Here is a 21,985-nt window from a genome sequence, read left to right as displayed (position 1 = left end):
ATTTATTGTCTAGTTTATTATACCAAGTCCATGGTATGAAAACAGGGATCGAGTCACTCGATTCCTGTTTTCATGCAGCTTGCTTTCTAAACTCATTCGGCGAAAGCTCATTCAAGGCTTCCGAATAGCGGTAGTTATTATAATACCGCATATATTCACCTACAGATTTCTTTAAGTCCTCAAAATTCTGGTAGCTTTCTTGATAAAATTTTTCTTCTTTAAAGGTTCCCCAAAAATGTTCAATCGGTTGATTATCTAGACAACGCCCCACTCGGGACATACTTTTGGTGAACTTATATGTTGTTTCAAGTTTCTTATAGTCATAAGACGTGTATTGAAACCCACGATCACTATGAAGTAATGGTCTTACTCCAGAGTTCTTATCCATTGCTTTTTTTATCGTATTCATGACAAGTAAATTATTGTTTGAATGACCTAGCTCCCAAGAGACAATCGAATGATCATAGAGATCGATGATTGCACTTAAATAGGCTTTTCTACCATTTCCATAGCGCAATTCAGTCACGTCTGTACACCATTTCTGATTGGGCTTTTTAGCGACAAATTTACGGTTTAATACATTTTCTGCAACATGTGCTTCCATCGATTTTATATAAGTGGGACGCTTTTTTTTGATGACTGCTTTGATACCAATGGCTTTCATTAATCGATAATAACGATTTCGAGAATACTGTTTCTTTAGTTTTCTGTTAATCTGCATTCGAATTTGCCGATAACCAATTGCTCCTTTTTTGCTGTCATATTTCTTCTTAATCTCTTTCGCCAACTTTCGGTTGGCCATTTCCTTTTTGGAAGGTTGCCATTTCACCCATTTATAGTAGGAAGAGCGGGCAATCCCTGCTAACTGACAGAGCTGAGTGATTGAATAGTTCTTCTCTTCATGAAGAGAAGAAATCGTTTGGTAGAGTTCAACGTTCCTCACTAACGTGAGGGATGGTTTCGCCGCCGAACTTCCTGTAACTTTTTTACGAAATCATTCTCCATTTCTAAATGCTTGTTTCGAGCTTCTAACTCTTTTACTCGTAATTTCAGCCGTTCTTCTTCGGTTAAGAACTCGCTTGATCTGTTTCGACCACGATTGTCTTTTAACGCTTCTTCTCCGTATTGTTGGTATTTTTTTACCCAAGAATACACTTGTTGATAGGAAATATCGTATTTTTCAATCGACTGAGCGTAATTCAGCTCATTAGCGATGGTGTATTGAGCGATCTCGATACGCTCTTGATAAGTGGTTTTACGTCCTTTTGTCATGGTTTTGGGTACACTGCCTTTACTTGTAAATTTTAGTGTTTCCCCCTTAGTATAACTTGAAATCCATTTTCTTAAAACGGAGTGTGAAGATATTTGAAATAATAGCGTTGCCTGACGAAGAGACATCTCTTTATTGAGGACAGCTAGAATGGCTTTCTGTTTTTGTTCACGATCATACCGCTTCCAGGTTTTCGCCTCTTTTAACCCCTCGAGCCCCTCCTCGTTATATTTATGAATCCAACTTTCTATCGTCCCATTGGAAAGAGAATATTTCTTCGTTATACTGTTTACGCTACAACGACCACCCATCACCTCTGAAATGATCTGATATTTTTCTTTTGGAGAATATGGACTTCTCTTAGACATACAAAAAACTCCTTATAAAGTAGATTTGGAATTTTGTTTTTTTCCTTGTCTACTTTATAGGGAGCATATCACTATAGATTTAAAAGTTCTTTCTTTTTTGTATCGAATTCATATTGATTTATTATTCCCTCATCTAGTAGCTTTTTATATTCTCTTATTTCTTCAACAACAGAAATATTCTTTGTTTCATCTTCTTGCTTATCCATAGTATTTTCTTTCAATAATATGTTCAAGGTTGAAAGAATTTTATCAGCTTGTAAAATAGCATTTTCATATATCAGCGAGCTGCGTTTAGTTTTTACACTTAGCAGAGGTAAATATATAACTGGATTGTCTAAATCATCCATATTGATTTTTATTTTAAGGTTATCAACAATAGATTTGTCTTTCTTTTTTCCAGTAACTGCGCCAACTATTGCTCCAACTCCGCCAAAAGCTAGGGCACCTACAGCAGCTCTTCCTAAACCTCCAGAAGAAATAGAAGTTCCGTTTTCAACTAATTCGTAACTGTTTATTTTATCTAAATCATAAATATAAGTAGCATTTGAAAGTCCTTTGAGTTTAAATTGTCGTTTTTCTGTATCTATAAAAATACTTTTTTCAATTGTTCGAGTAGGGTTGAAATCTTTTAGTTTTTTTAGATTTTCTTCTTGCTTTCTTTTTTTCATTAGTTTTTTTTCTTCATTTTCTTCTTTAATTAATAATTTCCTCTTTATTTTTTCTTCTTTCTTTTTGCTATTGCTGAACAACCCCATTAAGTTCCCTTCTTCCATTTATGTTCTTTAATTAGTATTAGGATTTTTATTAGGTTATATTAAAAATCTATATGCACCTTCAGGTAGGCCATATAAGTTAGTTAAATCTTCAATTCTTCGAGGATACTGGTCGTAGTCTTCCTTATAAAGACAAACGATAAGATTAGCTGCAAAGCAATTTGCTTCACTTTCTGACTTGCTACGTGATTTCCTATTAGAGACATAGTAACTAGATAATCCTTTATGATAGATTGCGTGACCAAGTTCGTGAGCACAAATATAAAAGCGTTCCTCTGAATCTTTGAGTTCATGATTTAAAAGAATTACGGATCGGCCTAATAATTCTTGAAATTGTCCTTTCGGATTTGTCATAAAGGGAACATATTTAATTTGAATCCCCATTTGTTCACAGATGTTAAAAGGATTAGATGAATTATATTTTCTTTTCAAATCCGTTACTAAATTAATGACATCCATCTCCATACTTAAATCACTTCTCTTTGCTTTTATCTTCTTTTCTAAACTCCCAAAAAAGACCAGTTAAAACATCTTTTACTCGTTGCTTCTCCGCGTTAGTTAATGTCTCTCCGCCATATGCCATATTGATATTTGATTCGAGCATCTTGTCAAGTTCGATTAAATCATCTTCTTCAGCCCATTCTGGAATTACATCTGTTTTAATTGGTGAATTGTCTTCAAAATAAGATATAGACACACCTAAAGCTGTAGATAATTTTTTTAGTGTTTCTAAGGTAGGGTCTTTTCGTTCTCCTTTTTCAAATCTAGATATTTGAGAAGCGCTAACACCAGATTTTAATGCTAACTGATTCACCCCTAATCCTCTAGAGGTTCTCAATTCTTTTAGTTTTTCTCCAAACTCCATGATAAAACCCCTTTCTTAGGTAAATGATATAGCCTTATGGCAACAAATGCAAAAAAAATTGCAATTTGGCAACAAAAAAGTATTGCCAAATGACAAAATATGTATTATATTATTGTCATAAGGCAACGGAGGTGCAAAATGAAAACATTACTTAAACAAGACGAACTCAATTCCCTAATGCAATTAAAGGGGGATGATCCATATTCCTTAGCTAGAAGAATGGACGTCGCTCCATCAACAGTCTATAGGATATTGAATGGAGATCGAGGGATTGGCGGAGAACTGATCCCTAAACTACTCAAAGCTTTCGAACTTTCTGAAAAAGATTTTGATAAGCTTTTTATTTTTAGTGAAGTATTGCCAAAAAACAACAGGAAGGAGATTGCCAAATGACAAGACATGAAAAAATAAACATTGTGCTTAATGCTAGACCACGTTTAGTTCACATCATCAAATGTGCTAACGATGATCAACTTGATCGCTTAGTTGAGGAAGTTCAAAAAGAACTTCAACGAGAACTAGATGAAGCAGCGTTTGTTTGATTCACAAATTAATGATATAGGGAATTTGTTCATATTAGTATGTGAGCAAATAAGAAAAAAGGAGTGATGAAAATGCTAAAACAATCAGTGGTCATTAGAGAATCATTAATTGAAGCGATTAATAAGAGTGGTGAAACCAAGAAGGAGATTGCAAGGCAAATCAATGTCTCACAACAGTCACTAAGCGATTGGTCAACACAGCATAATACAAAGCCAGTCACACTTGAAAATGCCCAAACTTTAACTGATTACTTTCGAGATTCTGATTTTACACTTCAAGTGATTCATGAGTTTTTTGGTCTATTCAAATCAATTGATGGTGATGTTTATAGAAGAGATCCATCTTCATTAGATAAATTGCAAATGATTGAATCTGATGAAAGAAAGCAAAAGAAAAAAGAAGTTGAGAAAATTCTTCTCAAACAAGTTAATTATTTAACCGCTGACGATCGTCAACAAATAATCTCATATGCCTATGAGTTTTTAGACGAGATTATGGTTGAAGTAACTCTTATCAGTGCATTATGCGAAATGCTTGGTATCGACATCCGCAAGCTCAGTGAGCAGCGATTATCGTACTGGATCAACCAAGGATATATGAAAGGATGATTATCTGTGAGTCAAACAATAAACATACCAAAAGAAAGTTTCTCTGTTAAGGAAACCGCTAAAATTATGAATACCAGTGAACACGTAATAAGAAACCTTATTAAAACGGGAGAATTAAGAGCAATAAAATTTGGAACTCTTTCAATTCCTCTTTTTGAAATTAGAAGATTTATGAAATCTGCTATCAGTAGCCAAAAAGATTATAGAAAATTTTCAGATCCGGAAATGTTAAAAAAGAATAGTCTATACAAAACTAATTGAGGTGGGATAAATGAAAACTGTATACAAAATGACTGTCAAAAGTGCTTTGCTCATGAGTCTAGTAGCAATCGTACTAGCTAGTATTGATGTTAGATTTGCATTGATAATTTGGGGAGGTTTATTTTCAGCAACGTTCACAAGAGAAAGTTTTAAAATACCTAAACAAAAAAGACCGACCAGCGACTGCAATCGCTAATCGGCAACATATTAAAATAACTTAACTATATTTTAGCACGAAAGGAAAGCTAAAACAATGAATGATTTTGGACAAGCACTCGATCAATATTTAACCACTCCTGAATGGGGCACGCCACATAAAGAGGAGGAAGAGGATGAGTAAATCTACTTTAGAAATGAGCCAGCAAGAATGGCTCGAAGATCGTAAGAAGGGTATCGGTGGTTCTGATGTTGGAACAATTTTAGGATTGAATAAATGGAAATCACCTTATCAACTATGGTTGGAAAAAACTGAGCAAGTCATTTTGACAGAATCAGAAAGTGAACCAGCCTATTGGGGAAATGTTTTGGAAGAAGTTGTTGCAAAAGAATTTCAAGAACGAACAGGCAAAAAAGTACGCAGAAGAAACCAAGTGTTTGAACATCCGTTACATCCATTTTTAAGAGCAAATATTGATCGTGACGTAGTAGGTGAAAATTCCATTCTTGAATGCAAAACAGCTAACCAATTTCTTGGCAAAGAGTGGGAGGGAGAAGAAGTCCCACTTAGCTATCTCTGTCAGGTTCAACATTATATGAATGTTTTGAACAAAGATTATTGTTACATTGCTGTGTTGATTGGAGGACAAAGATTCATTTGGAAGCGAGTTGCGAGAGATCAAGAATTGATCGATACAATTACAGAACGCTTGGTTGAATTTTGGGAAACAAATGTAATTGGAGGTGTCGAGCCTGTAATTGATGGCAGTGAAGCGGCTGCTGGTTTCTTAAAAGAAAAATATGCAGATGTTGAAGAAAATCAAACAGCACTATCATCGCATTTTGATGAACTTATCGAACAAAAAAGAGAACTTAAACGGACCAAGAAAGAAATTGAAACAGCTATCCGTCAAGTAGACAACGAAATTATAAGTGAATTAGGGAAACGTCAGGCAAGTATCGGTATTACACAAAGGAACATCATCAGCTGGAAACTTGTCAGTACTAAACGCATGAACACGAAGAAACTAGCAGAGAAATACCCAGCTATCGCAAGTGATGAAGAAATCTATAGCATTACTGAATCTAGAAGATTGACAGAAAAGGAGATCAAATAAGATGGCTACAAATGAAACTTTAAAAAATCAATTAGGCAAAGTGCAGAAACAAGTTCCATCCAATCAATTAGGGCTTAAAGCATTGATGAACACGCCAACAATGAGAAAGAAATTCGAAGAGGTCCTACATGATAATGCAAATGCTTTTATGTCGAATGTTATGACTCTTGTATCTAATGACAGCTATCTTGCAGATAGCGAACCAATTTCCATCATGAGTGGTGCCTTAACAGCAGCAACTTTAAATCTTGGATTAGACAAGAATTTAGGTTATGCGTATTTAGTTCCATTCAATAGTAAAAACAAACAAACAGGAAAATGGGAAAAGAAAGCTCAATTTATGCTTGGATATAAGGGATATATCCAACTAGCTCAACGTTCGGGTAAATACAAAGCATTAAATGTGATTGAAGTATATGAAGGAGAGTTGAATAGTTGGAACAGATTGACTGAAGAATTTGAATTTGATCCAAACGGTAGAACATCAGATGAAGTGATTGGTTATGTAGGTTATTTTGAACTATTGAATGGATTCAAAAAAACAGTCTATTGGACAAAACAGGAAATAGAAACCCATCGCATTGCAAACAATAAGGATCGTGACAAAACAAAATTAAGTGGTGTTTGGGCATCCGATTACAATGCAATGGCACGAAAAACTGTTTTAAGAAATCTTCTATCAAAATGGGGAATTTTATCCATTGAAATGCAAGAAGCTACTACCTCAGATGAAAAAGTTCAACGAGTGCAAGAAGATGGGAATATTATTGCTGAAACAGATGTTGAGGAAGATATGCCGGAGAGAAAAGAAGCAGAACCTATTAATGAAGAAGCAGACGAAGTACAAACTGGATTGTTCGATACTTCCAATCCACCACTAAACAAATAACGAGGGAGTTATCTCCCTCTCATTCTAGGAGGTGTTCTTGTGGCAAGACCTACAAAAGATGGTCTTGATTATTTTCCTCTTGATGTGGATGTTTTCGAAGATGAAAAAATAGAGGCTATTGCTGGGGAGTTTGGCATAAAAGGAGAGCTTGCGGTTATCAAGCTGCTATGTGCGGTATATAAAAAAGGATACTTCATTGTGTGGAATGATTTAACCAAAGCAACCCTTTTGAAACGCCTGCCCGGAGTAAGTAAGGAATTGTTAGATCAGATTGTAGCCCGCTTGGTTGCGTGGGGATTCTTTAATGAAGACCTGTTCAATTCGGCTAAGGTGCTGACATCTGAAAACATTCAAGCCGTATACTTTGAAGCAATAAAAAGAAGAAAATTACCAAAACCAACTAAGTACGTAATTAATGTAAACAATAATACACAAGATGAAAGAGTTAATGCTGACATTAATCCCCAAAGTAAAGTAAATAAAACTAAAGTAAATAAAAGTAAAACAAAGACTACTGAACCAGAGCAGTATTCAATCCAAATTTATACCTACCTTGAACAAAATGGCTTCGGTAGTCCGTATGGCAATACTATGGGTGACAATATCAATTTCTGGTTGAAGGATCTTGAAGAAACTGGTCTCACAATCAAACAAGCAGATGCTTGGTTAATTCATGGAGTCAATACAGCGATTGAAAACAATAATCGTCGCTGGAACTACTTGGATGGCATTTTGAAGAATCGTTTCAATAAACGTTTATTCAGCAAAGAAGCAATCGAAGGAGAAGAAGCAAAAAGAAAAAGTCAGCAAGCAAAAAACACTAGAGGCTTCCCTCAAAATGTTAGACGTGAAAAACTCCCAAAATGGGTAGATAAGCCTGTCGAAGAAAAGGCGCTTGATCCTGATAAAAAAGCAGAAATGGAAGCTCGTTTTGCTGCCTATCAGGCTAAAAAGGAGGCATTACTTAAGAGTGAGTAAATATCGTAACCGAAAAACAACTTATCGTGGTATTCAATTTGATTCAGTGGCAGAAGCAGAATATTATGATTTAGCCACTTGGCAAGCTGAGGCGAATGGATGGAAACTCAAGCTTCAAGAACGGTTTGAATTGTTGCCAAAATATGAGTTAGAGGGAAAGAAATACAGAAAAATTGAGTATATCCCTGACTTTACATTCTATCAAAACGGTAAATTAGTGAAGGTTGTAGATGTCAAAGGAATACAGACAAAAGACTTTAAGCTCAAGGCGAAGCTGTTTTGCCACCAGTATCAAATCCCATTAATTCTAGCCAAGAAATACAGAAGGACGTTTAAAGAAGAACGATTTTAGAGAGGTGATTAATTATGACACCCGAAGAACTTATTCAAGCACACATTCAATACTGTCATAGTGAAATTGAGGAGTTAGGGTTTATAAAATCAGCAATGAATAATGAGACTGCAAAAGAAGCGATTGACTTACATGTGATGAATTTAAGAACTGAGATTCTTAGATTGAAAGAATTTGAATGATCGTTCGACATCATCGAAGAGTGAATTTAAAAGAAATAAGTATCAAATATACTGAAAAAATCATAGAAAAGCAGGAGGTAGTAAATTGAAAATAAATGATGGATTTTATAAAAGTAGTTTTGGTATTGGAGGACTAGTATTAGACGTCCCTACAAATAGACCTAAAAAGAAAAGGAAAGCCAAAGTAAAAGTTGGCGATATGGTCCGATGCGAGGCAGAAGAGTTCATTTATCCGTTTAGAGGGTATGTAAAACATGTTTACAATCATTCAGCAATTATTCGTATTGAAAACACAATGGAATGCGATAAATCCTTAGCAAGGAGTAAAGAAAATTTAGCAGTCGCTCGATTGGTGGATATAAAGGTAATAAAGGAATGAGGACAAAGAAAAACAGCAAGCAATAATTAGCTTGCTGCTCCAGACAAATATGATTTGCCCCTGCCAAGGTATTCATATTATACCATAAAAAGGAGCGGTTTGACTTGATGCAATTATTAAAAGAAGTAGATTTCAAACAAACTAGAGAGAATGCGAGAAGCGTGCTTAAAAACTTTAGACGTTTGGAGCGGATAGCAGGTCGTTCCTTGATTAATGTGAAATCACCTATCATCACAGATATGCCAAAGGCACCTAAACTTGGAAATAGTGCCGAAAATGCCATCGTCCAATTGTTAGATGCTGAAACGGAAAGAGATGCGATATTAGCGGCTTTAATGGCTTTGAGTATAAACAGTCGCCAGATACTTTATTACTGCTACTGCGTGCCCGACAGCTACTCCAACTATAAGATCAGTCGTGAGGTAGGATATTCAGAAAGAAGTATACAGCGGATGAAGTCAGAGGGACTGATTGAGTTTGCTGAGGCTTATAAGAATGGAAAGCTTATCGCTTATAAATAATTTGGCGGATTTTTGGCGGAATCATGGCGTTTTTTAGCTGAATTATCGTGATATTCTGATAGTGTCGAAAGATTAGGAGACAGAATTTAAATATTTTTTTGTTTCAAAACTACTACAACTTATTTATAAATTTTAATTACTAATTAAACTTTGTTTTGGTTATAATAGATTTATAAAAAATGTAGGAGATTTTAAATATGAATAAAATTTCAAGTTATAAAAATTTTAAACTGAATGGTGATAAGATAGCTGAAAGGGATTATGTGTGTGGATATTGTGATCGTCATACCTCCTCAATAATTGGAATGTCATTAATGAAACAAAATGATAGAGGTTTTTACAACCAATACCAAAATGATGGCGTATATATATGTACACATTGTCAGTTGCCTAGCTTTTTTTGGAATCACGAACAAGTGCCGGGTCATAAATTTGGGAACACAGTTACTGGAATTTCTGAAGAGCTATCTAATTTGTATGACGAAGCTAGAAATTCTTATTCTGTCAGTGCATATACCGGAGTAGTTTTATTATGTAGAAAACTATTAATGAATATAGCAGTGGAATTAGGAGCAGATTCAGGTAAACGATTTATAGAGTATGTAGACTATCTAGATGAAAACCATTATATTTCAAGAAATAGTAAAATTTGGGTAGATAAGATAAGAACTACAGGAAATGAAGCTACTCACGAAACTGTAATTAAATCTAAAGAAGATGCAACAAATCTCATTAAATTTTGTGAAATGATAATGAAAACTAATTTTGAATATCCAAGTATTTTGGATAGCGGTAACTAATTGACTCCTTTGAGTTGATGAATAAGGTGAATGAAGATCACTCGTAGAGTGGTCTTTTTTTATTATGCTGAAAGGATGGTATATATGAGGAATTTTTGGTACATATCATTATCTAACAGATATCCTAAATCAAACAAATCTGATCCAATTAGAATGGTTCAATCAGTACAGATAAAAAAGAAATACTCAATTATTGAGTTGGCACGAGAAGCGACTCCTAAAGAGATTGATAAATATAATCTTCGCTACTGTGGTTGCGGGTATTTTAACGAACCATATATTCAAGAAAATATAGACAAGAATTTGAGGGATACGAATGGTAATTAAATCAATGAAATTAGTGGACCTAAAACCTGCTGATTATAACCCTAGAATAAACTTAGAACCAGGCATGGATGAATATGAGAAGTTAAAACACTCTATTTTAGAATTTGGATTTGTTGATCCACCCATTTTTAACAAACGAACAGGAAATCTTGTAGGCGGTCACCAACGTGTTGCTGTGGCAAAAGATTTGGGCTTATGCGAAGAGATAGAGGTATCGGTAGTAGATTTATCCTTAGAAAGAGAAAAATCCCTCAACGTGGCTCTCAATAAGATCTCTGGACAATGGGACGAAGACAAGTTAGCTGTATTGTTAAAAGAATTAGATAGCGAGGCTTTAGATGTGTCAGGTTTTTCTGAAGATGAGTTTCAGGATGTAATTGATCAGTTTGATGCGAAATTAGATATGGGAAATGAAGCAATAGATGATAATTATGAAATTGAACTTCCTAAAGAGCCAAAATCTAAATTAGGTGATATCTATCAGCTAGGAAATCACAGATTGATGTGTGGAGATAGTACAGATATTGAACAAATAGAGGAACTTATGGATGGAGAAAAGGCAGACATGCTAATTACTGATCCTCCATATAATGTAAATTATGAAGGTAAAACAGAAGATTCATTAACTATACAAAATGATAATAAAACTTCTCTTGAATTTTATGAATTCCTAAAAAACGCGTTTGATGCAGTTTATAAACAGTTAGACATAGGCGCATCTTTTTATGTATGGTATGCATCGTCTGAAGTAGTGAACTTTGTCACTGCGCTAGTTGATTCAAATTTTTTAGTTAAACAAGAACTTATATGGTGTAAGAATACTTTCGTACTGGGAAGGCAAGATTATCACTGGCAACATGAGCCATGCCTTTACGGATGGAAAGCAGATGGCAGTCACAAATGGAGGGGAGATAGAAAGCAAACTACTGTCCTAGATTTTGATAAGCCATTGTCTAACAAGGAACATCCTACTATGAAACCAGTTCCTCTATTTGATTACCAAATTAAAAATAGTTCTAAGAAGAGCGATAGAATATTGGATATATTTGGAGGAAGCGGGACTACAATGATTGCTTGTGAACAAAATAATAGACATGCATATCTAATGGAGTTGGATCCTCGCTATGTAGATGTAATCATTAATCGATGGGAAGAATTTACAGGTAAAAAAGCAATTAAGATAAACTAAATAAAAAGAAGCCGAGTGCGCAAACACTCGACTACTTCAACAAGGACCTTAAGCCCCCGAAGATACAGAGAATGCCCACGCGTGGTTTTCTGATACCCTCTGTATCTTTTAGCATCATAACAGATGTAGGGGTGCTTAGACAATGGAAAATGAAAACTTTGATTTAGATTATGAGATTGAAAAGGCTATGGAGAAATCAGAATCTATAGATGAATATAAGAAAATCATTCGAATAGCTTTGGGGAAATGGCTTAAAAATCTCCAATCAGGACAAATCAAGTTGGATAAAGTTTCAGATTTAAAGATATTGATTGAAGCTGATCTAATGTTGAAAGATATCGATAGTTAGTAGATAATTAAAATAAAACTAACGGAGGTATAAAATGTTATCAAATATTTTCATTGATTCAAATGGAGAGCTTATTTGGTCAGGTGTTTCAGCTACTGTTTCAGCTTTATCTGCTTTTCTTGTGTTTATAGGTGTAATTATGAATGTACGGACACAAAGGAAAATAGCTAAACAACAAATAGATGCTAATTTAAAAGCAACAGCAAGAATAAAATGGATAGGTGGAGTCAGAGATAAAACATCAGAACTTATTTCTTTATTACTTTCATTACAAAAAGAAAAAACAGTTTTTTATGAACAATGGTTGGAAATAGAAGAGGTATCTGAGCTATTAAAGTTATATTTTAATTCAAAAATGAATGAAAAATCAAATTCAGAAATATATATTGATAAAAACAAAATAATCATTTCTAAATCAGCTGGATTTATAGTTTTTAAAGAAACTGATAATATTAATAAACACGCATATATAAAAAGATACATTGAGTGTTTAGTTGAATTGTATAAAGAAGACAATTACCAAAAGATTGTCAGTGAGATAAGGTTTTATTCTGATTTAATAAACAAACTGTATGAAGAAAATTTTGAATATACTTTATCACATGAAGCGTCAGACTTAATGGAAATAAAAAATACACCAGCAGAGAAATTAGAAGGGAAAGCATATGATTACGCAGCCGCAGAAAATAATATCACACATTATCAAGAAGAAATAAAAAAATTAAAAAGCAGATTAATAGACTATCAAAAATCTATAGAAGATTTTTCGTTGATTATATCTTTATATCTAAAAATAGAATGGGATAAAGCTAAGGAAGGAAAATAGAAAACAAAACTCAACTTAAAAAGATTGCGAGGTGGTGTACATTGAATGGCAAGAAAACGTGATCCAAGACGTGACGAAGCCAAAAAGATTTGGCTAGAATCCAACGGAGAAAAGCAATTAAAGGAAATTGCATCAAAATTAAATGTTTCAGATTCTCAAATTAGGAAATGGAAATCAATTGATAAATGGAGTGCTGAATTGAAAGGTAGTGTTACCAATGCAAAAGGTAACGTTACTAATCAAGGAGGTGCTCCTTTTGGTAATCAGAACGCTAAAGGGAATAAAGGGAACAGCAGAGCATCACCACCTAAGAGAAACAAGAACGCTTTGAAAACAGGTGAATACGAAACAATATTCTTTGATACGTTAAGCGATGACGAGAAGGACATCTATTCAAGTTTGGATGATGATCCTTCTTTTGTTTTGTCCGAGGAAATACGGTTGCTGAAGATAAGGCAGTTGCGAATGATGAAAAGAATACAGCAAGCCGAGGTTGGTTTAAACGATGAAGAAGTTGACCGCCTGCAACAACTGCGAAAGATTAAAACACCAATCGAAAAGGATGGTAAAAAGTTAGAAATCAAGCGTGAGGTTATGCAAGATGTTCAAGTAACAAGGAAAACTTATCGGAAAATAGATAATATTTTATCTTTAGAAGAAGCATTGACGAGAATCAGCAATAACCTAACAAAAACTATTAAGCTGTTCAATGAATTAGAGTTACAGGCTGAAAGAACTAAGATCGCAAGTATTCAAGTGAGAAAATTATCAGCTGAAACTAAGATCGTTGAGAATACAGCTGATAAGCTAACATCTAGTGGCAAAGTCAACGAACTACTTCGTTCCTTGTTGGATGTCAAGTCAGGAGGAGATGGCAGTGGCTCAGCTACAATTCAGTCAGAAACAGATTGAAAACATCAACCAACCTACTGAAGGCATAACGTTTGAGTTGAACGAAGGTACACCAAGGAGTGGGAAAACTACTTCTGACATCTTTAAAATGGCAGATTTCTATTTGCAATCACCTGACCAGAACCATCTCGTGACTGCATACAACCAAGAACAAGCATATCGGATGTTTATGGATGGAGATGGATTAGGATTAGTCCATATTTTCGACGGCTGTTCAGATATACGTCATGACGAACATGGCGATCATCTATTACTATATGCTCCGAACGGTGAAAAGAAAATCTATTACAAAGGCGGAGGGAAAATAAATTCAGTCGGTGCCATTACAGGTATGTCTTTGGGATCCGTAACATTTCTTGAATTCAATCTTTTGCACAAAGATTTTATTAATGAGTGTTTTAGACGGACCTTTGCTGCTGAATGGCGCTATCACTTAGGCGAACAAAATCCACCAGCTCCGAATCATCCAAATCTTGAATTATTAGAGCGTTTTGAGAAATCGGAACGTTTTTTATTTCGTCACTGGACACCAAATGATAACCCAATACTTGGAGAAGAGCGGAAAAAACAATTATACGATGAGTTATCAAGTAGTGAATATCTTCTAGAACGTGACTGGTATGGACACAGAGTGTTGCCACAAGGTGTGATTTATTCCATGTTTGGCAAGAATAATAAAGCTGATGTCATTAAAGGTAATATAGTAGAAACCTTTTTTACAGCAGATGGAGGGCAAGCAGATGCTACGACTTGCGCTTTTTGGGTTGTTACTCATCATGAGGGTAAATTCTATTTATATCGTTTAGCTAACTATTATCACAGCGGAACGGATACAGGTGAAACCAAAGCAATGTCAGTTTATGCGAAAGAAATTAAAAAGTTTGTGGAATGGTGTTACACGAAATGGAGTTTTCTGCCTCATTGGAATTGGTTCTTTGTCGATCCAGCATGTAAAACACTACGAACTGAGTTGGATTTGATTGGTATTGATACCGACAAAGCAGACAACAATAGCTCAGATAAAGTGTCTAGCAATGGTTTGAAAATCGAGGTAGGGATTGAAAGGCTACAAAATACTATGACAAGCGGTCAATTTATCATTTTGGAAACTGGAGATAAATATGATCACTATAGTTTTGAAAAAGAGATATCAATGTATGTGAGAAATGACAATGGATTACCAATTGATAAATACAATCATGCTCTCGATGAAGCGAGATATGGGAATAACTATTTTTACAAAACTTACATCGCTTAGAAACGAGGTGGGGAAATGTTCGAGAAATTAAAAGCTTTATTTAAGATTGGAGGTGCGAAAATAGGAATGGTTGAAACATTGAATAGTATTACTGATCATCCAAAAATTGCTATGAAAGCTAGTGAACTTAACAGAATCAGAGCTAATAAAGAAATCTACAAAAGTGTTTATAAGGATATTGAGTATATAAATAGCGATGGACACAGACAGACACGCCCATTTCACTCATTAAATGTATCCAAAGTAGTATCTAGAAAACTATCTAAATTAGTATTTAATGACGGATGCAATATAAGCTTAGATGATAAAAAAGCGGATAGATTTTTGCAATCGGTGTTTGTTGATAACAAGTTTAGAAAAAATTTCGGTGAAGAGCTAGAAGCTGGGTATGCTATTGGCGGATTAGCATTGAGACCGTATGTTGATACTAAATCAGGAAAAATTAGAATCTCTTTCTGTCGAGCAGATACATTTTTCCCACTACAATCCAATACCAATGATATTTCAGAAGCAGCTATTGCAACCGTAACACAACAAGCAGAAGGTAAGAAAATGATTTACTATACTTTACTTGAATTTCATGAATGGATTGATGAGAAGTATTGCATAAGAAATGAATTATATCGTTCTGAAAATCAAAAACAAGTTGGAGTAAGAGTCCCGCTAGGTTCTTTAGAGAAGTACAAAAACTTACAGGAGGAGACGATACTACAAGGTTTCAGTCGTCCTCTTTTTATATATATAAAATTAGCAGGGAAAAACAATATCGATTTAGATAGTCCTTTAAGTCTCGGAATTATTGACAATGCTAAAAGACAACTCAAAGATATCAATGAGAAGTACGATGAGTTTATGTGGGAAATTGAGGAAGCAAGGAGAAAAATCTTGGCCTCTGATCACTTCTTTAAGTATAGCTATAGTGAAAAAGGCCAACCTATGAAAAGATTTGATAGTAAAACATCAATTTTTCAACGTTTGAAATCAGATGAACCATTTATCGATGAATTTTCTCCTTCATTAAGATCTGAGGAGTTTATAGCAAGTATTAATTTTATTTTGCGTATTATTGAGCTTCAAACAGGATTTTCTAGTGGAACGTTTAGTTTTGATGGTCAGTCTGTTAAAACTGCAACAGAAATCATTAGTGAAAATTCAGAAACTTTTTCTACTCGATCTGATAACGTTCTTATCGTGGAAGAAGCATTGAAAGAACTAATCACTACAATATTTGAGTTGGCATCAGCATATGGGCTCTTTAAACCTGTCAAAGAGTTTGGAGCCAACATCGATTTTGACGATGGCGTGTTTCAGTCACAGGATGCAAAAGCTGATTACTATTCAAAATTAGTAACAGCAGGTTTAACATCAAAACTTACTGCTATTCAAAAGTTGACTGGCGTTACAGAAAAAGAAGCAAAAAAGATTGTGTATCAGATACGAGCTGAAAATCTTGAAATGGATTACTCAGAGCATGAGCAAACGGCTGTTGAAAATGAGTTAGGAGATGAGGAATAGTGATAACGCCTCATCAATTAGATTTATGGTCCAGTAACATGTCACATCTTTATCAATCATTAGAAGGTGAATTGATACGAATTCTTATCAAACGATTGCATAGTGGTCACGGCAACATTCTAGACTGGCAAAGGGAAAAACTTCAGCAACTACATCTTTTTAATAAAGAAACCACAAAAATTATTTCTCAAGTAACAGGAATCGCACATGGTGAGGTTGAAAAGATGTTTGAGGAGTCAGGAGAAAGAATTGTAAAGGATTTAGACATGCAATTACCTTACGATCCCAGACCTTTACCATCAAATCTCGATGATATAATGAAGGCCTATCATGAGCAAGCATGGTCCGATATCACCAATAACGTCAATCAAACTTTACTCTCAACTAACTTCGGATACAGTACTGCAACAACGAGAATGTACAATGAGATAATCAATAAGACGGCTGCTGCATTTAACAGTGGTCTATTTACGTTTGATGAAGCATTGGAAAAAACGATTAGAGAATGGGCACAAAAAGGTATCAAATCTACTTTTACAGATAAAGGGGGCCATACATGGAGCTTAGAGCGTTACGTTAGAACTGTTTTAAAGTCTACCCTAGCAAATACTTACGATACTCTAAGAAAGGACCGTATGAGCGAATATGGGGTCAATACAGTAGTAGTCACAAGTCATATGGGAGCACGACAAGCTTGTTCTAGAATTCAAGGGCAAGTTGTAGATCTAAGGCAGACATCGGAATTACCATACAACTGGAAATATAGAAGTATTTATGATCCTAATTGGCAGGCGGAATACGGGACAGCAGGTGGGCATCGAGGGGTAAATTGTCAACATCTCCATATTCCATTCATTCCTGGAGCCAATACTAACAATCAGCCAAAAATTGATCCTGAAGAGAATGCAAAAGTAGTTGAATTGACAAAGAAACAGCGCTATTTTGAAAGACAAATCATTAAATTCAAAAAAAATAAAATGATTGCAGAAGAGATGGGAAATATTGATGGTGCGAGCCAATGGCAACGAAACATTACTAATGCTCAACGTGCTATTAGAGGGTTGATAGACAGTAATCCATACCTCTCACGTAACTATGCACGGGAGAAAGTATATACACCGATTGACAGGTTGCTTAAAGATTTTAGATATGATAATCAATATGATAAAATTAGAAGTAAGATAAACATGGATAAATTTAATCGGCATGTACGAGGTACAAAGGAATATGATAGCTATTTAGCTAAGGGAACACGAGCAGGACAAGCGCCTAGTTATTTAACTATATCAGCAAAAAAAGCCCAACAAATGATAGATGTTTTATTGACAGAAGAAGATTACTCAAAACAGAGTAAAATCATTGAATTTCCTGAAATTATTGGAGTATATGTGAATCAAACGACTGGCGAAAAACTAAAAACGAACCGTGCTAAAATTCATATTTCTAAGACAGGGATTCATATTGTTCCAACCAAAATGGAAGAGAGGTGATGGATGTGGTAGTTACTAAAAGTTTTAATATGTATAGTTTTGAAGATCATATTGTACGAATCACAAAAAAAGATGATAAGGTGATTGTTGGTTTTGTTGATACATCAGAAACTGCCTTTGATAATGACATTGGAGATGCTTTAAACATAGATACAGGATGTACGCATCTACCCTATTCGTATCCAGCCTCCTACTATCCAGTTACGATTTTCGTAAAAGATATAAAAGATATTGAAATAATTGAATGAGAAAGCACTGACTGCAAATAGGTTGGTGCTTTTTGTTTTGCCCTAGACCTGCTCGGAAGTCTCAAAAAGACGGCTCACAGTGGGAGTTGCCACTCAAAAAACACTTAGGAGGAACAGCTAATGAAAAAAGAAGATTTGATTGCATTAGGTTTAGAGGAGGAAAAAGCTAAATCTATCATGGCGTTGCATGGGAAAACAGTGACACAGCTAAATTCACAACTAGCTGCCGCAGAAAATGAGCGTGATACTGTGAAGCAAGAACTTGCTGACAATCAAGCTGAATTAAACTCGTTAAAAGAGTCAGCAAAAGGTAATGAGGACCTTGAAAAACAACTTACTGAATTGCAGACGAAGTTTGATGAATCGAAAACAAATTCCGAACAGCAACTTGCCGAACAACAAAAGGAATTTGCAATTAAGTTAGCATTGAAAGAAGCACAGGCATTAGATCAAGATATTGTACTAGGTCAATTAGATAAGGACACTATCAAAATCATTGATGGTAAATTACAAGGGTTTGAAGAACAATTAAAAAACTTGCAAGAAAATAAAGGATTTTTATTTCAGCTAACAGATCCAAATGAGAAACCTACACCAACAATTGTAACTGGTGGAAATCCTGCGGGTAGAGGACAAGTTACAAATGACGAAAAAATGGCCCAAGCATTGGGTCTCAAAACTAATGAGTAATCGGAGGAATTAAGATATGGCTATTAACTATGCAAAGAAAAATTCAGGTTTATTTGATCAAAAATTAATACAAGAGACATTGACATCTTTAATTGAAACACCAAATGTAAATTGGACTGGTGCAAAATCTTTTGAAGTAACAACACTTTCTACTACAGGATTTAAAAATCATTCACGTAGTAAAGGCTTCAATAGCGGCTCATATACAAACGATAAAGAAACATATACGTTAGGGTTTGATCGTGATATCGAATTTTATGTAGACACGATGGATGTGGATGAAACAGATCAAGATTTAGCAGCTGCAAAAATTTCAAATACATTTATTACTGAAGAAGCTGGACCCGAAGTAGATGCTTATCGTTTCTCTAAGATGGCAACTGAAGCAATTAGTAATAAAAAGACAGATTCAGAAATTTTAACTGTAGATAATGTTTACTCGAAACTAAAAGCGGCTATTTTACCAATTCGTAAATATAAACCACAGAATATTATCACTTACGTTTCATCAGAAACAATGGATCTTTTAGAACGTTCTAAAGAATTTAATCGCAATATTACAAATCAGAATGTTGGAGTGACTGCATTAGAATCGCGAGTAACTTCTATTGATGGTGTTACTTTAGTAGAAGTATGGGATACGGAGCGTTTTGCAACAAAATTTGATTTTACAGAAGGATTTGTTAAAGCTGATGATGGGTTAGACATCAACTTTTTAGTAGTTGCTAAACCTGCGGTAATTGCTAAAGCAAAACATAATGCAGTATTTCTATTCGCTCCTGGTGATCATACTAATGGAGACGGATATTTATATCAAAATCGTTTATATCATGATTTGTTTGTCTTAAAACAACAAAAAGATGGTTTATATGTTTCTACTAAGCCAGCAGCTACACAGGAGGGATAATTTAAAGATGATTAAATTGGAAAAAGCTAATATGGTTTATAGAGTACAAAAAGATAGTGATTTTCATAAAGAACTGTTAGCAAAAGATTTTAAAGAATTAACTGAAAACAATGACGAAGCTAAAGAAGAGAATAAAGAAGACAAAGAAAATAAGGGTAAGAAGCAAAAATAGGGAGGCGCTAATGCCTCCTTTAGTAGGAGGGGCATATGACATATATTGATTTTGAAGACTTCAAATGTATTACTGGAAAAACAGATGACTTTGTAACTACCTTTGAGAAATATTTACAGAAGGCTTCAGCTGTATTGGATAATATTACAAACAGATATTATCAGTTTAATAGTCTTGAAAGTGATCCAATAACTTTCCGTGTGAATCAGTTTAAATTAGCGCTATGCTCTCAAATCATTTATTTTGATGAGGTAGGTGCTGATACTTATGAGAGCATAAATAATACTCCACAAAGCTTTTCGGCTGGTAGGACAAGTGTGTCAAATGCTAGTAGATATAATCCCTCCGGAGAAAACGAAAGTAAATCATTGGTTGCTGAAGATATTTATATTTATCTGGAAGGAACTGGTCTCTTGCAGCGAGGTGTTCCATCATGGTAATGCCAAAACCACCGAAAGAATTTTTAGTTGATTCAATTATTTATAAAGAGTTTTTAGGCGAAGGAGATTGGAATAAGCCAATTTATGGGAATGATACGTATATAGCATATTGTCGGATTGACCGAGGAAGTCAATTCTCCTTCTCATCAAGTGGCAAGCAATTACTTTATAATGCGGTAATCTTTTGTTATAACGGCTTAACTGATCCAATGCCAAAATTCAAAGAGCAATCACTAATTAAATTTGATGGGAAAGACCATGTTATCACTAAAATCGATAGAGTTACGGAAGTTTATTCCGCTGTAATCTATTCATACGAAATAGAGGTGATTTAGTGGGGATTAAAGTTGACTTAACTGGTGTGAAAGGCAAAGTTAGCCCTGAAGCTATGAAAAGCGGAAGATACGCATTAGCTAATCAAGCAATGGCAGACATGAATCAATTTGTTCCTAAGAAAGATAGTAACCTTAGACAGAGCGCTCATCTTAATAATTCAGGTAGTGCAATTGTGTATGAAACAAAATATGCACAACGTCAATTCTACCTAAATGGGAAAAAATATACTACTCCAGGCACAGGTCCAAGGTGGGATTTAAAAGCTAAAGGTGCTTACATGAATTCTTGGAAACGAGCTTTTTTGAAAGGAGCGGGTATTAAATAATGGATTTTCTTGATTGTTTAAACGAAAAATTAAATCAGATTCCTAATCTAACTTTAAATATTCGGAAAGGTTATCTTTCCGCAGTAGAAAGTTTAGTAATTTATCCATTACCAGGTGGCAAGGTCGACGTCGAATATTATGATGGCATCAAAGATGAACTATTAAACTATGAAATTGCCATGAAATCAAAAGACGGTTCTAAGATAGAGCAAACGTTGTGGCTACTATCGGATGTATTAGAAAATATTGAAGAATTATCAAGTAAAGATGGCTCTTTTGAGTATAACAATTTAACAATAACGAACAGGCCCTTCATCAATGAAGCAGATGAACAAGGTTGGTTCGTTTTTTTATTAGATTTTCAAACAAAATTAACCACATTTGAGGGGGAAAATAAATGAGACGGAAAAACGCTTTACAATCTTATTTTATTCAATTAATTACAACTACTAATGCTGATACGCCAACCGAAGATAGCTGGTTAGAATTAGCAAAATGGATTTCCAATGTTGATGATAATTCAAATGAAGAATCTGAAACTACTGGATATTACGATGGGAACGGTGAAGGCGAAACTGATGTTACTTCACACCAACTTGGTTATTCATTTACTGGATTATATGACGAAGAGAATGAAGCCATGGCAGCAATTGAAAATATGATCGGTAAATCTGGTGAAGCTCGAAAAGTTTGGTTCAAAGTAGTATCAGCTTCTGGTAAAAAACAACGTATTGGAAAAGCAACCGTGACAGAACCTGTTGCACAAGTCGGCGATGCGACGGCTTATGGTGACTTTTCATGCGGAATTGCATTTGACAGTACGCCAGAAGCAGAAGAAGTGCCAGTTACACCCTAATACACCCCAGAATTTAGCTGGGGTCATGAATACTAATGAATCTGATATATATTCTGACTGGTTCGATCCTGTAATGCTGAAC

At 34.8% G+C, this 21,985-nt stretch carries 34 protein-coding genes and 1 pseudogene; 30 read left to right on the top strand and 5 right to left on the bottom strand.

Features of this window, described 5'->3' with window-relative positions:
* Nucleotides 1-70 precede the first annotated feature (70 nt).
* From IGK77_RS08430 to IGK77_RS08410, 5 genes are all read right to left on the bottom strand, one after another.
* Entirely contained in the window at nucleotides 71-943 is an 873-nt protein-coding gene (locus IGK77_RS08430; RefSeq protein WP_115357195.1) for an IS3 family transposase, read from the bottom strand.
* On the bottom strand, nucleotides 943-1,638 hold the full coding sequence (locus IGK77_RS08425; RefSeq protein ID WP_115357196.1) for a helix-turn-helix domain-containing protein: 696 nt from the start codon (nucleotides 1,636-1,638) through the stop codon (nucleotides 943-945). Before IGK77_RS08425 ends, IGK77_RS08430 begins: the two co-directional genes overlap by 1 nt.
* Nucleotides 1,639-1,709: 71 nt before the next feature.
* The gene (locus IGK77_RS08420) at nucleotides 1,710-2,393 is read right to left on the bottom strand and encodes an SHOCT domain-containing protein (RefSeq protein WP_081355900.1); all 684 of its coding nucleotides are present in this window, start codon (nucleotides 2,391-2,393) and stop codon (nucleotides 1,710-1,712) included.
* 54 nt (nucleotides 2,394-2,447) lie between these two features.
* Entirely contained in the window at nucleotides 2,448-2,876 is a 429-nt protein-coding gene (locus IGK77_RS08415; protein ID WP_074799231.1) for an ImmA/IrrE family metallo-endopeptidase, read from the bottom strand.
* Nucleotides 2,877-2,883: 7 nt separating this feature from the next.
* The gene (locus tag IGK77_RS08410) at nucleotides 2,884-3,276 is read right to left on the bottom strand and encodes a helix-turn-helix domain-containing protein (RefSeq protein ID WP_074799229.1); all 393 of its coding nucleotides are present in this window, start codon (nucleotides 3,274-3,276) and stop codon (nucleotides 2,884-2,886) included.
* Between the two features lie 138 nt (nucleotides 3,277-3,414).
* On the opposite strand from IGK77_RS08410, the gene IGK77_RS08405 reads away from it, so the two are divergent.
* The 30 genes and pseudogenes from IGK77_RS08405 (at nucleotide 3,415) to IGK77_RS08260 (ending at nucleotide 21,903) form a co-directional block, all read left to right on the top strand.
* A complete protein-coding gene (locus IGK77_RS08405; protein WP_074799227.1) occupies nucleotides 3,415-3,669 on the top strand; it encodes a helix-turn-helix domain-containing protein in 255 nt (84 codons plus the stop codon).
* Nucleotides 3,666-3,818 (top strand): hypothetical protein, encoded by a 153-nt coding sequence (locus tag IGK77_RS08400; protein ID WP_177187648.1) that lies wholly within the window; start codon nucleotides 3,666-3,668, stop codon nucleotides 3,816-3,818. Before IGK77_RS08405 ends, IGK77_RS08400 begins: the two co-directional genes overlap by 4 nt.
* A 63-nt stretch (nucleotides 3,819-3,881) precedes the next feature.
* On the top strand, nucleotides 3,882-4,427 hold the full coding sequence (locus IGK77_RS08395; protein WP_074799226.1) for a hypothetical protein: 546 nt from the start codon (nucleotides 3,882-3,884) through the stop codon (nucleotides 4,425-4,427).
* Between the two features lie 6 nt (nucleotides 4,428-4,433).
* Entirely contained in the window at nucleotides 4,434-4,688 is a 255-nt protein-coding gene (locus tag IGK77_RS08390; protein WP_074799224.1) for a helix-turn-helix domain-containing protein, read from the top strand.
* A 332-nt stretch (nucleotides 4,689-5,020) separates the two neighbouring features.
* The gene (locus tag IGK77_RS08385) at nucleotides 5,021-5,962 is read left to right on the top strand and encodes a YqaJ viral recombinase family protein (protein WP_074799220.1); all 942 of its coding nucleotides are present in this window, start codon (nucleotides 5,021-5,023) and stop codon (nucleotides 5,960-5,962) included.
* 1 nt (nucleotide 5,963) lies between these two features.
* Nucleotides 5,964-6,851, top strand: a complete 888-nt coding sequence (locus IGK77_RS08380) for a recombinase RecT (protein ID WP_074799218.1) — start codon at nucleotides 5,964-5,966, stop codon at nucleotides 6,849-6,851.
* 39 nt (nucleotides 6,852-6,890) lie between these two features.
* Nucleotides 6,891-7,829 (top strand): Lin1244/Lin1753 domain-containing protein, encoded by a 939-nt coding sequence (locus IGK77_RS08375; RefSeq protein WP_438713139.1) that lies wholly within the window; start codon nucleotides 6,891-6,893, stop codon nucleotides 7,827-7,829.
* Nucleotides 7,822-8,181 (top strand): DUF1064 domain-containing protein, encoded by a 360-nt coding sequence (locus tag IGK77_RS08370; protein ID WP_074799214.1) that lies wholly within the window; start codon nucleotides 7,822-7,824, stop codon nucleotides 8,179-8,181. The genes IGK77_RS08375 and IGK77_RS08370 overlap by 8 nt, the downstream gene beginning before the upstream one ends.
* 14 nt (nucleotides 8,182-8,195) lie before the next feature.
* Entirely contained in the window at nucleotides 8,196-8,363 is a 168-nt protein-coding gene (locus tag IGK77_RS08365; RefSeq protein ID WP_143073221.1) for an antitoxin, read from the top strand.
* 85 nt (nucleotides 8,364-8,448) lie between these two features.
* Nucleotides 8,449-8,742 (top strand): hypothetical protein, encoded by a 294-nt coding sequence (locus IGK77_RS08360; protein ID WP_074799212.1) that lies wholly within the window; start codon nucleotides 8,449-8,451, stop codon nucleotides 8,740-8,742.
* A gap of 107 nt (nucleotides 8,743-8,849) precedes the next feature.
* Nucleotides 8,850-9,263: an ArpU family phage packaging/lysis transcriptional regulator gene (locus IGK77_RS08355; protein ID WP_074799210.1), complete on the top strand. Its 414-nt coding sequence runs from the start codon at nucleotides 8,850-8,852 to the stop codon at nucleotides 9,261-9,263.
* A 197-nt stretch (nucleotides 9,264-9,460) separates the two neighbouring features.
* The gene (locus IGK77_RS08350) at nucleotides 9,461-10,063 is read left to right on the top strand and encodes a DUF4145 domain-containing protein (RefSeq protein WP_074799208.1); all 603 of its coding nucleotides are present in this window, start codon (nucleotides 9,461-9,463) and stop codon (nucleotides 10,061-10,063) included.
* Nucleotides 10,064-10,147: 84 nt separating this feature from the next.
* Nucleotides 10,148-10,390 carry a hypothetical protein gene (locus IGK77_RS08345; protein WP_074799207.1) on the top strand — a complete coding sequence of 81 codons (243 nt, stop codon included), beginning with the start codon at nucleotides 10,148-10,150 and terminating at the stop codon, nucleotides 10,388-10,390.
* Nucleotides 10,380-11,579 carry a site-specific DNA-methyltransferase gene (locus IGK77_RS08340; protein WP_074799199.1) on the top strand — a complete coding sequence of 400 codons (1,200 nt, stop codon included), beginning with the start codon at nucleotides 10,380-10,382 and terminating at the stop codon, nucleotides 11,577-11,579. The genes IGK77_RS08345 and IGK77_RS08340 overlap by 11 nt, the downstream gene beginning before the upstream one ends.
* Nucleotides 11,580-11,721: 142 nt before the next feature.
* Nucleotides 11,722-11,928 carry a hypothetical protein gene (locus tag IGK77_RS08335; protein WP_074799197.1) on the top strand — a complete coding sequence of 69 codons (207 nt, stop codon included), beginning with the start codon at nucleotides 11,722-11,724 and terminating at the stop codon, nucleotides 11,926-11,928.
* A 34-nt stretch (nucleotides 11,929-11,962) separates the two neighbouring features.
* The gene (locus IGK77_RS08330) at nucleotides 11,963-12,754 is read left to right on the top strand and encodes a hypothetical protein (RefSeq protein WP_074799195.1); all 792 of its coding nucleotides are present in this window, start codon (nucleotides 11,963-11,965) and stop codon (nucleotides 12,752-12,754) included.
* Nucleotides 12,755-12,799: 45 nt separating this feature from the next.
* Nucleotides 12,800-13,666: a phage terminase small subunit gene (terS, locus tag IGK77_RS08325; protein WP_074799193.1), complete on the top strand. Its 867-nt coding sequence runs from the start codon at nucleotides 12,800-12,802 to the stop codon at nucleotides 13,664-13,666.
* Entirely contained in the window at nucleotides 13,626-14,924 is a 1,299-nt protein-coding gene (locus IGK77_RS08320; protein WP_074799191.1) for a PBSX family phage terminase large subunit, read from the top strand. Before terS ends, IGK77_RS08320 begins: the two co-directional genes overlap by 41 nt.
* Nucleotides 14,925-14,939: 15 nt before the next feature.
* Nucleotides 14,940-16,439: a phage portal protein gene (locus tag IGK77_RS08315; RefSeq protein WP_074799188.1), complete on the top strand. Its 1,500-nt coding sequence runs from the start codon at nucleotides 14,940-14,942 to the stop codon at nucleotides 16,437-16,439.
* A pseudogene (locus IGK77_RS08310) lies at nucleotides 16,439-17,596 on the top strand (phage minor capsid protein); the annotation flags it as partial. The gene IGK77_RS08315 and the pseudogene IGK77_RS08310, both read left to right, overlap by 1 nt.
* Nucleotides 17,597-17,626: 30 nt before the next feature.
* Nucleotides 17,627-17,929, top strand: a complete 303-nt coding sequence (locus tag IGK77_RS08305; RefSeq protein WP_256209235.1) for a polymorphic toxin type 50 domain-containing protein — start codon at nucleotides 17,627-17,629, stop codon at nucleotides 17,927-17,929.
* The gene (locus IGK77_RS08300) at nucleotides 17,929-18,177 is read left to right on the top strand and encodes a hypothetical protein (protein ID WP_074799187.1); all 249 of its coding nucleotides are present in this window, start codon (nucleotides 17,929-17,931) and stop codon (nucleotides 18,175-18,177) included. Before IGK77_RS08305 ends, IGK77_RS08300 begins: the two co-directional genes overlap by 1 nt.
* Before the next feature lie 120 nt (nucleotides 18,178-18,297).
* Nucleotides 18,298-18,867 carry a phage scaffolding protein gene (locus IGK77_RS08295; RefSeq protein WP_074799185.1) on the top strand — a complete coding sequence of 190 codons (570 nt, stop codon included), beginning with the start codon at nucleotides 18,298-18,300 and terminating at the stop codon, nucleotides 18,865-18,867.
* 16 nt (nucleotides 18,868-18,883) lie between these two features.
* Nucleotides 18,884-19,774 carry a hypothetical protein gene (locus tag IGK77_RS08290; RefSeq protein WP_074799183.1) on the top strand — a complete coding sequence of 297 codons (891 nt, stop codon included), beginning with the start codon at nucleotides 18,884-18,886 and terminating at the stop codon, nucleotides 19,772-19,774.
* 7 nt (nucleotides 19,775-19,781) lie between these two features.
* On the top strand, nucleotides 19,782-19,946 hold the full coding sequence (locus tag IGK77_RS08285; RefSeq protein ID WP_438713138.1) for a hypothetical protein: 165 nt from the start codon (nucleotides 19,782-19,784) through the stop codon (nucleotides 19,944-19,946).
* Between the two features lie 35 nt (nucleotides 19,947-19,981).
* Nucleotides 19,982-20,386, top strand: coding sequence for a hypothetical protein (locus IGK77_RS08280; RefSeq protein WP_074799181.1), 405 nt, complete (start codon nucleotides 19,982-19,984; stop codon nucleotides 20,384-20,386).
* Nucleotides 20,380-20,721: a putative minor capsid protein gene (locus IGK77_RS08275; protein ID WP_074799179.1), complete on the top strand. Its 342-nt coding sequence runs from the start codon at nucleotides 20,380-20,382 to the stop codon at nucleotides 20,719-20,721. The genes IGK77_RS08280 and IGK77_RS08275 overlap by 7 nt, the downstream gene beginning before the upstream one ends.
* The gene (locus IGK77_RS08270; RefSeq protein WP_074799177.1) at nucleotides 20,721-21,047 is read left to right on the top strand and encodes a minor capsid protein; all 327 of its coding nucleotides are present in this window, start codon (nucleotides 20,721-20,723) and stop codon (nucleotides 21,045-21,047) included. Before IGK77_RS08275 ends, IGK77_RS08270 begins: the two co-directional genes overlap by 1 nt.
* Nucleotides 21,047-21,448 carry a minor capsid protein gene (locus tag IGK77_RS08265; protein ID WP_074799176.1) on the top strand — a complete coding sequence of 134 codons (402 nt, stop codon included), beginning with the start codon at nucleotides 21,047-21,049 and terminating at the stop codon, nucleotides 21,446-21,448. Before IGK77_RS08270 ends, IGK77_RS08265 begins: the two co-directional genes overlap by 1 nt.
* The gene (locus IGK77_RS08260) at nucleotides 21,445-21,903 is read left to right on the top strand and encodes a phage tail tube protein (RefSeq protein ID WP_074799174.1); all 459 of its coding nucleotides are present in this window, start codon (nucleotides 21,445-21,447) and stop codon (nucleotides 21,901-21,903) included. The genes IGK77_RS08265 and IGK77_RS08260 overlap by 4 nt, the downstream gene beginning before the upstream one ends.
* Nucleotides 21,904-21,985: the final 82 nt, after the last annotated feature.

The organism is Enterococcus sp. DIV0806c (assembly GCF_051710905.1).
GTDB lineage: Bacteria > Bacillota > Bacilli > Lactobacillales > Enterococcaceae > Enterococcus_B > Enterococcus_B mundtii.
Note: the sequence above shows the minus strand (reverse complement) of the source record. Positions and strands in the feature narration are given on the sequence as shown.

What these genes read in the sequence shown, in the direction of transcription:
- IGK77_RS08425 (WP_115357196.1), bottom strand. Translation starts at nt 1,638, where the DNA reads ATGTCTAAGAGAAGTCCATATTCTCCAAAAGAAAAATATCAGATCATT.
- IGK77_RS08290 (WP_074799183.1), top strand. Translation starts at nt 18,884, where the DNA reads ATGGCTATTAACTATGCAAAGAAAAATTCAGGTTTATTTGATCAAAAA.
- IGK77_RS08285 (WP_438713138.1), top strand. Translation starts at nt 19,782, where the DNA reads ATGATTAAATTGGAAAAAGCTAATATGGTTTATAGAGTACAAAAAGAT.
- IGK77_RS08335 (WP_074799197.1), top strand. Translation starts at nt 11,722, where the DNA reads ATGGAAAATGAAAACTTTGATTTAGATTATGAGATTGAAAAGGCTATG.
- IGK77_RS08420 (WP_081355900.1), bottom strand. Translation starts at nt 2,393, where the DNA reads ATGGGGTTGTTCAGCAATAGCAAAAAGAAAGAAGAAAAAATAAAGAGG.
- IGK77_RS08340 (WP_074799199.1), top strand. Translation starts at nt 10,380, where the DNA reads ATGGTAATTAAATCAATGAAATTAGTGGACCTAAAACCTGCTGATTAT.
- IGK77_RS08295 (WP_074799185.1), top strand. Translation starts at nt 18,298, where the DNA reads ATGAAAAAAGAAGATTTGATTGCATTAGGTTTAGAGGAGGAAAAAGCT.
- IGK77_RS08355 (WP_074799210.1), top strand. Translation starts at nt 8,850, where the DNA reads ATGCAATTATTAAAAGAAGTAGATTTCAAACAAACTAGAGAGAATGCG.
- IGK77_RS08300 (WP_074799187.1), top strand. Translation starts at nt 17,929, where the DNA reads ATGGATGTGGTAGTTACTAAAAGTTTTAATATGTATAGTTTTGAAGAT.
- IGK77_RS08380 (WP_074799218.1), top strand. Translation starts at nt 5,964, where the DNA reads ATGGCTACAAATGAAACTTTAAAAAATCAATTAGGCAAAGTGCAGAAA.
- IGK77_RS08275 (WP_074799179.1), top strand. Translation starts at nt 20,380, where the DNA reads ATGGTAATGCCAAAACCACCGAAAGAATTTTTAGTTGATTCAATTATT.
- IGK77_RS08405 (WP_074799227.1), top strand. Translation starts at nt 3,415, where the DNA reads ATGAAAACATTACTTAAACAAGACGAACTCAATTCCCTAATGCAATTA.
- IGK77_RS08345 (WP_074799207.1), top strand. Translation starts at nt 10,148, where the DNA reads ATGAGGAATTTTTGGTACATATCATTATCTAACAGATATCCTAAATCA.
- IGK77_RS08260 (WP_074799174.1), top strand. Translation starts at nt 21,445, where the DNA reads ATGAGACGGAAAAACGCTTTACAATCTTATTTTATTCAATTAATTACA.
- IGK77_RS08350 (WP_074799208.1), top strand. Translation starts at nt 9,461, where the DNA reads ATGAATAAAATTTCAAGTTATAAAAATTTTAAACTGAATGGTGATAAG.
- IGK77_RS08365 (WP_143073221.1), top strand. Translation starts at nt 8,196, where the DNA reads ATGACACCCGAAGAACTTATTCAAGCACACATTCAATACTGTCATAGT.
- IGK77_RS08400 (WP_177187648.1), top strand. Translation starts at nt 3,666, where the DNA reads ATGACAAGACATGAAAAAATAAACATTGTGCTTAATGCTAGACCACGT.
- IGK77_RS08385 (WP_074799220.1), top strand. Translation starts at nt 5,021, where the DNA reads ATGAGTAAATCTACTTTAGAAATGAGCCAGCAAGAATGGCTCGAAGAT.
- IGK77_RS08330 (WP_074799195.1), top strand. Translation starts at nt 11,963, where the DNA reads ATGTTATCAAATATTTTCATTGATTCAAATGGAGAGCTTATTTGGTCA.
- IGK77_RS08410 (WP_074799229.1), bottom strand. Translation starts at nt 3,276, where the DNA reads ATGGAGTTTGGAGAAAAACTAAAAGAATTGAGAACCTCTAGAGGATTA.
- IGK77_RS08265 (WP_074799176.1), top strand. Translation starts at nt 21,047, where the DNA reads ATGGATTTTCTTGATTGTTTAAACGAAAAATTAAATCAGATTCCTAAT.
- IGK77_RS08280 (WP_074799181.1), top strand. Translation starts at nt 19,982, where the DNA reads ATGACATATATTGATTTTGAAGACTTCAAATGTATTACTGGAAAAACA.
- IGK77_RS08315 (WP_074799188.1), top strand. Translation starts at nt 14,940, where the DNA reads ATGTTCGAGAAATTAAAAGCTTTATTTAAGATTGGAGGTGCGAAAATA.
- IGK77_RS08305 (WP_256209235.1), top strand. Translation starts at nt 17,627, where the DNA reads ATGGATAAATTTAATCGGCATGTACGAGGTACAAAGGAATATGATAGC.
- IGK77_RS08415 (WP_074799231.1), bottom strand. Translation starts at nt 2,876, where the DNA reads ATGGAGATGGATGTCATTAATTTAGTAACGGATTTGAAAAGAAAATAT.
- IGK77_RS08320 (WP_074799191.1), top strand. Translation starts at nt 13,626, where the DNA reads ATGGCAGTGGCTCAGCTACAATTCAGTCAGAAACAGATTGAAAACATC.
- terS (WP_074799193.1), top strand. Translation starts at nt 12,800, where the DNA reads ATGGCAAGAAAACGTGATCCAAGACGTGACGAAGCCAAAAAGATTTGG.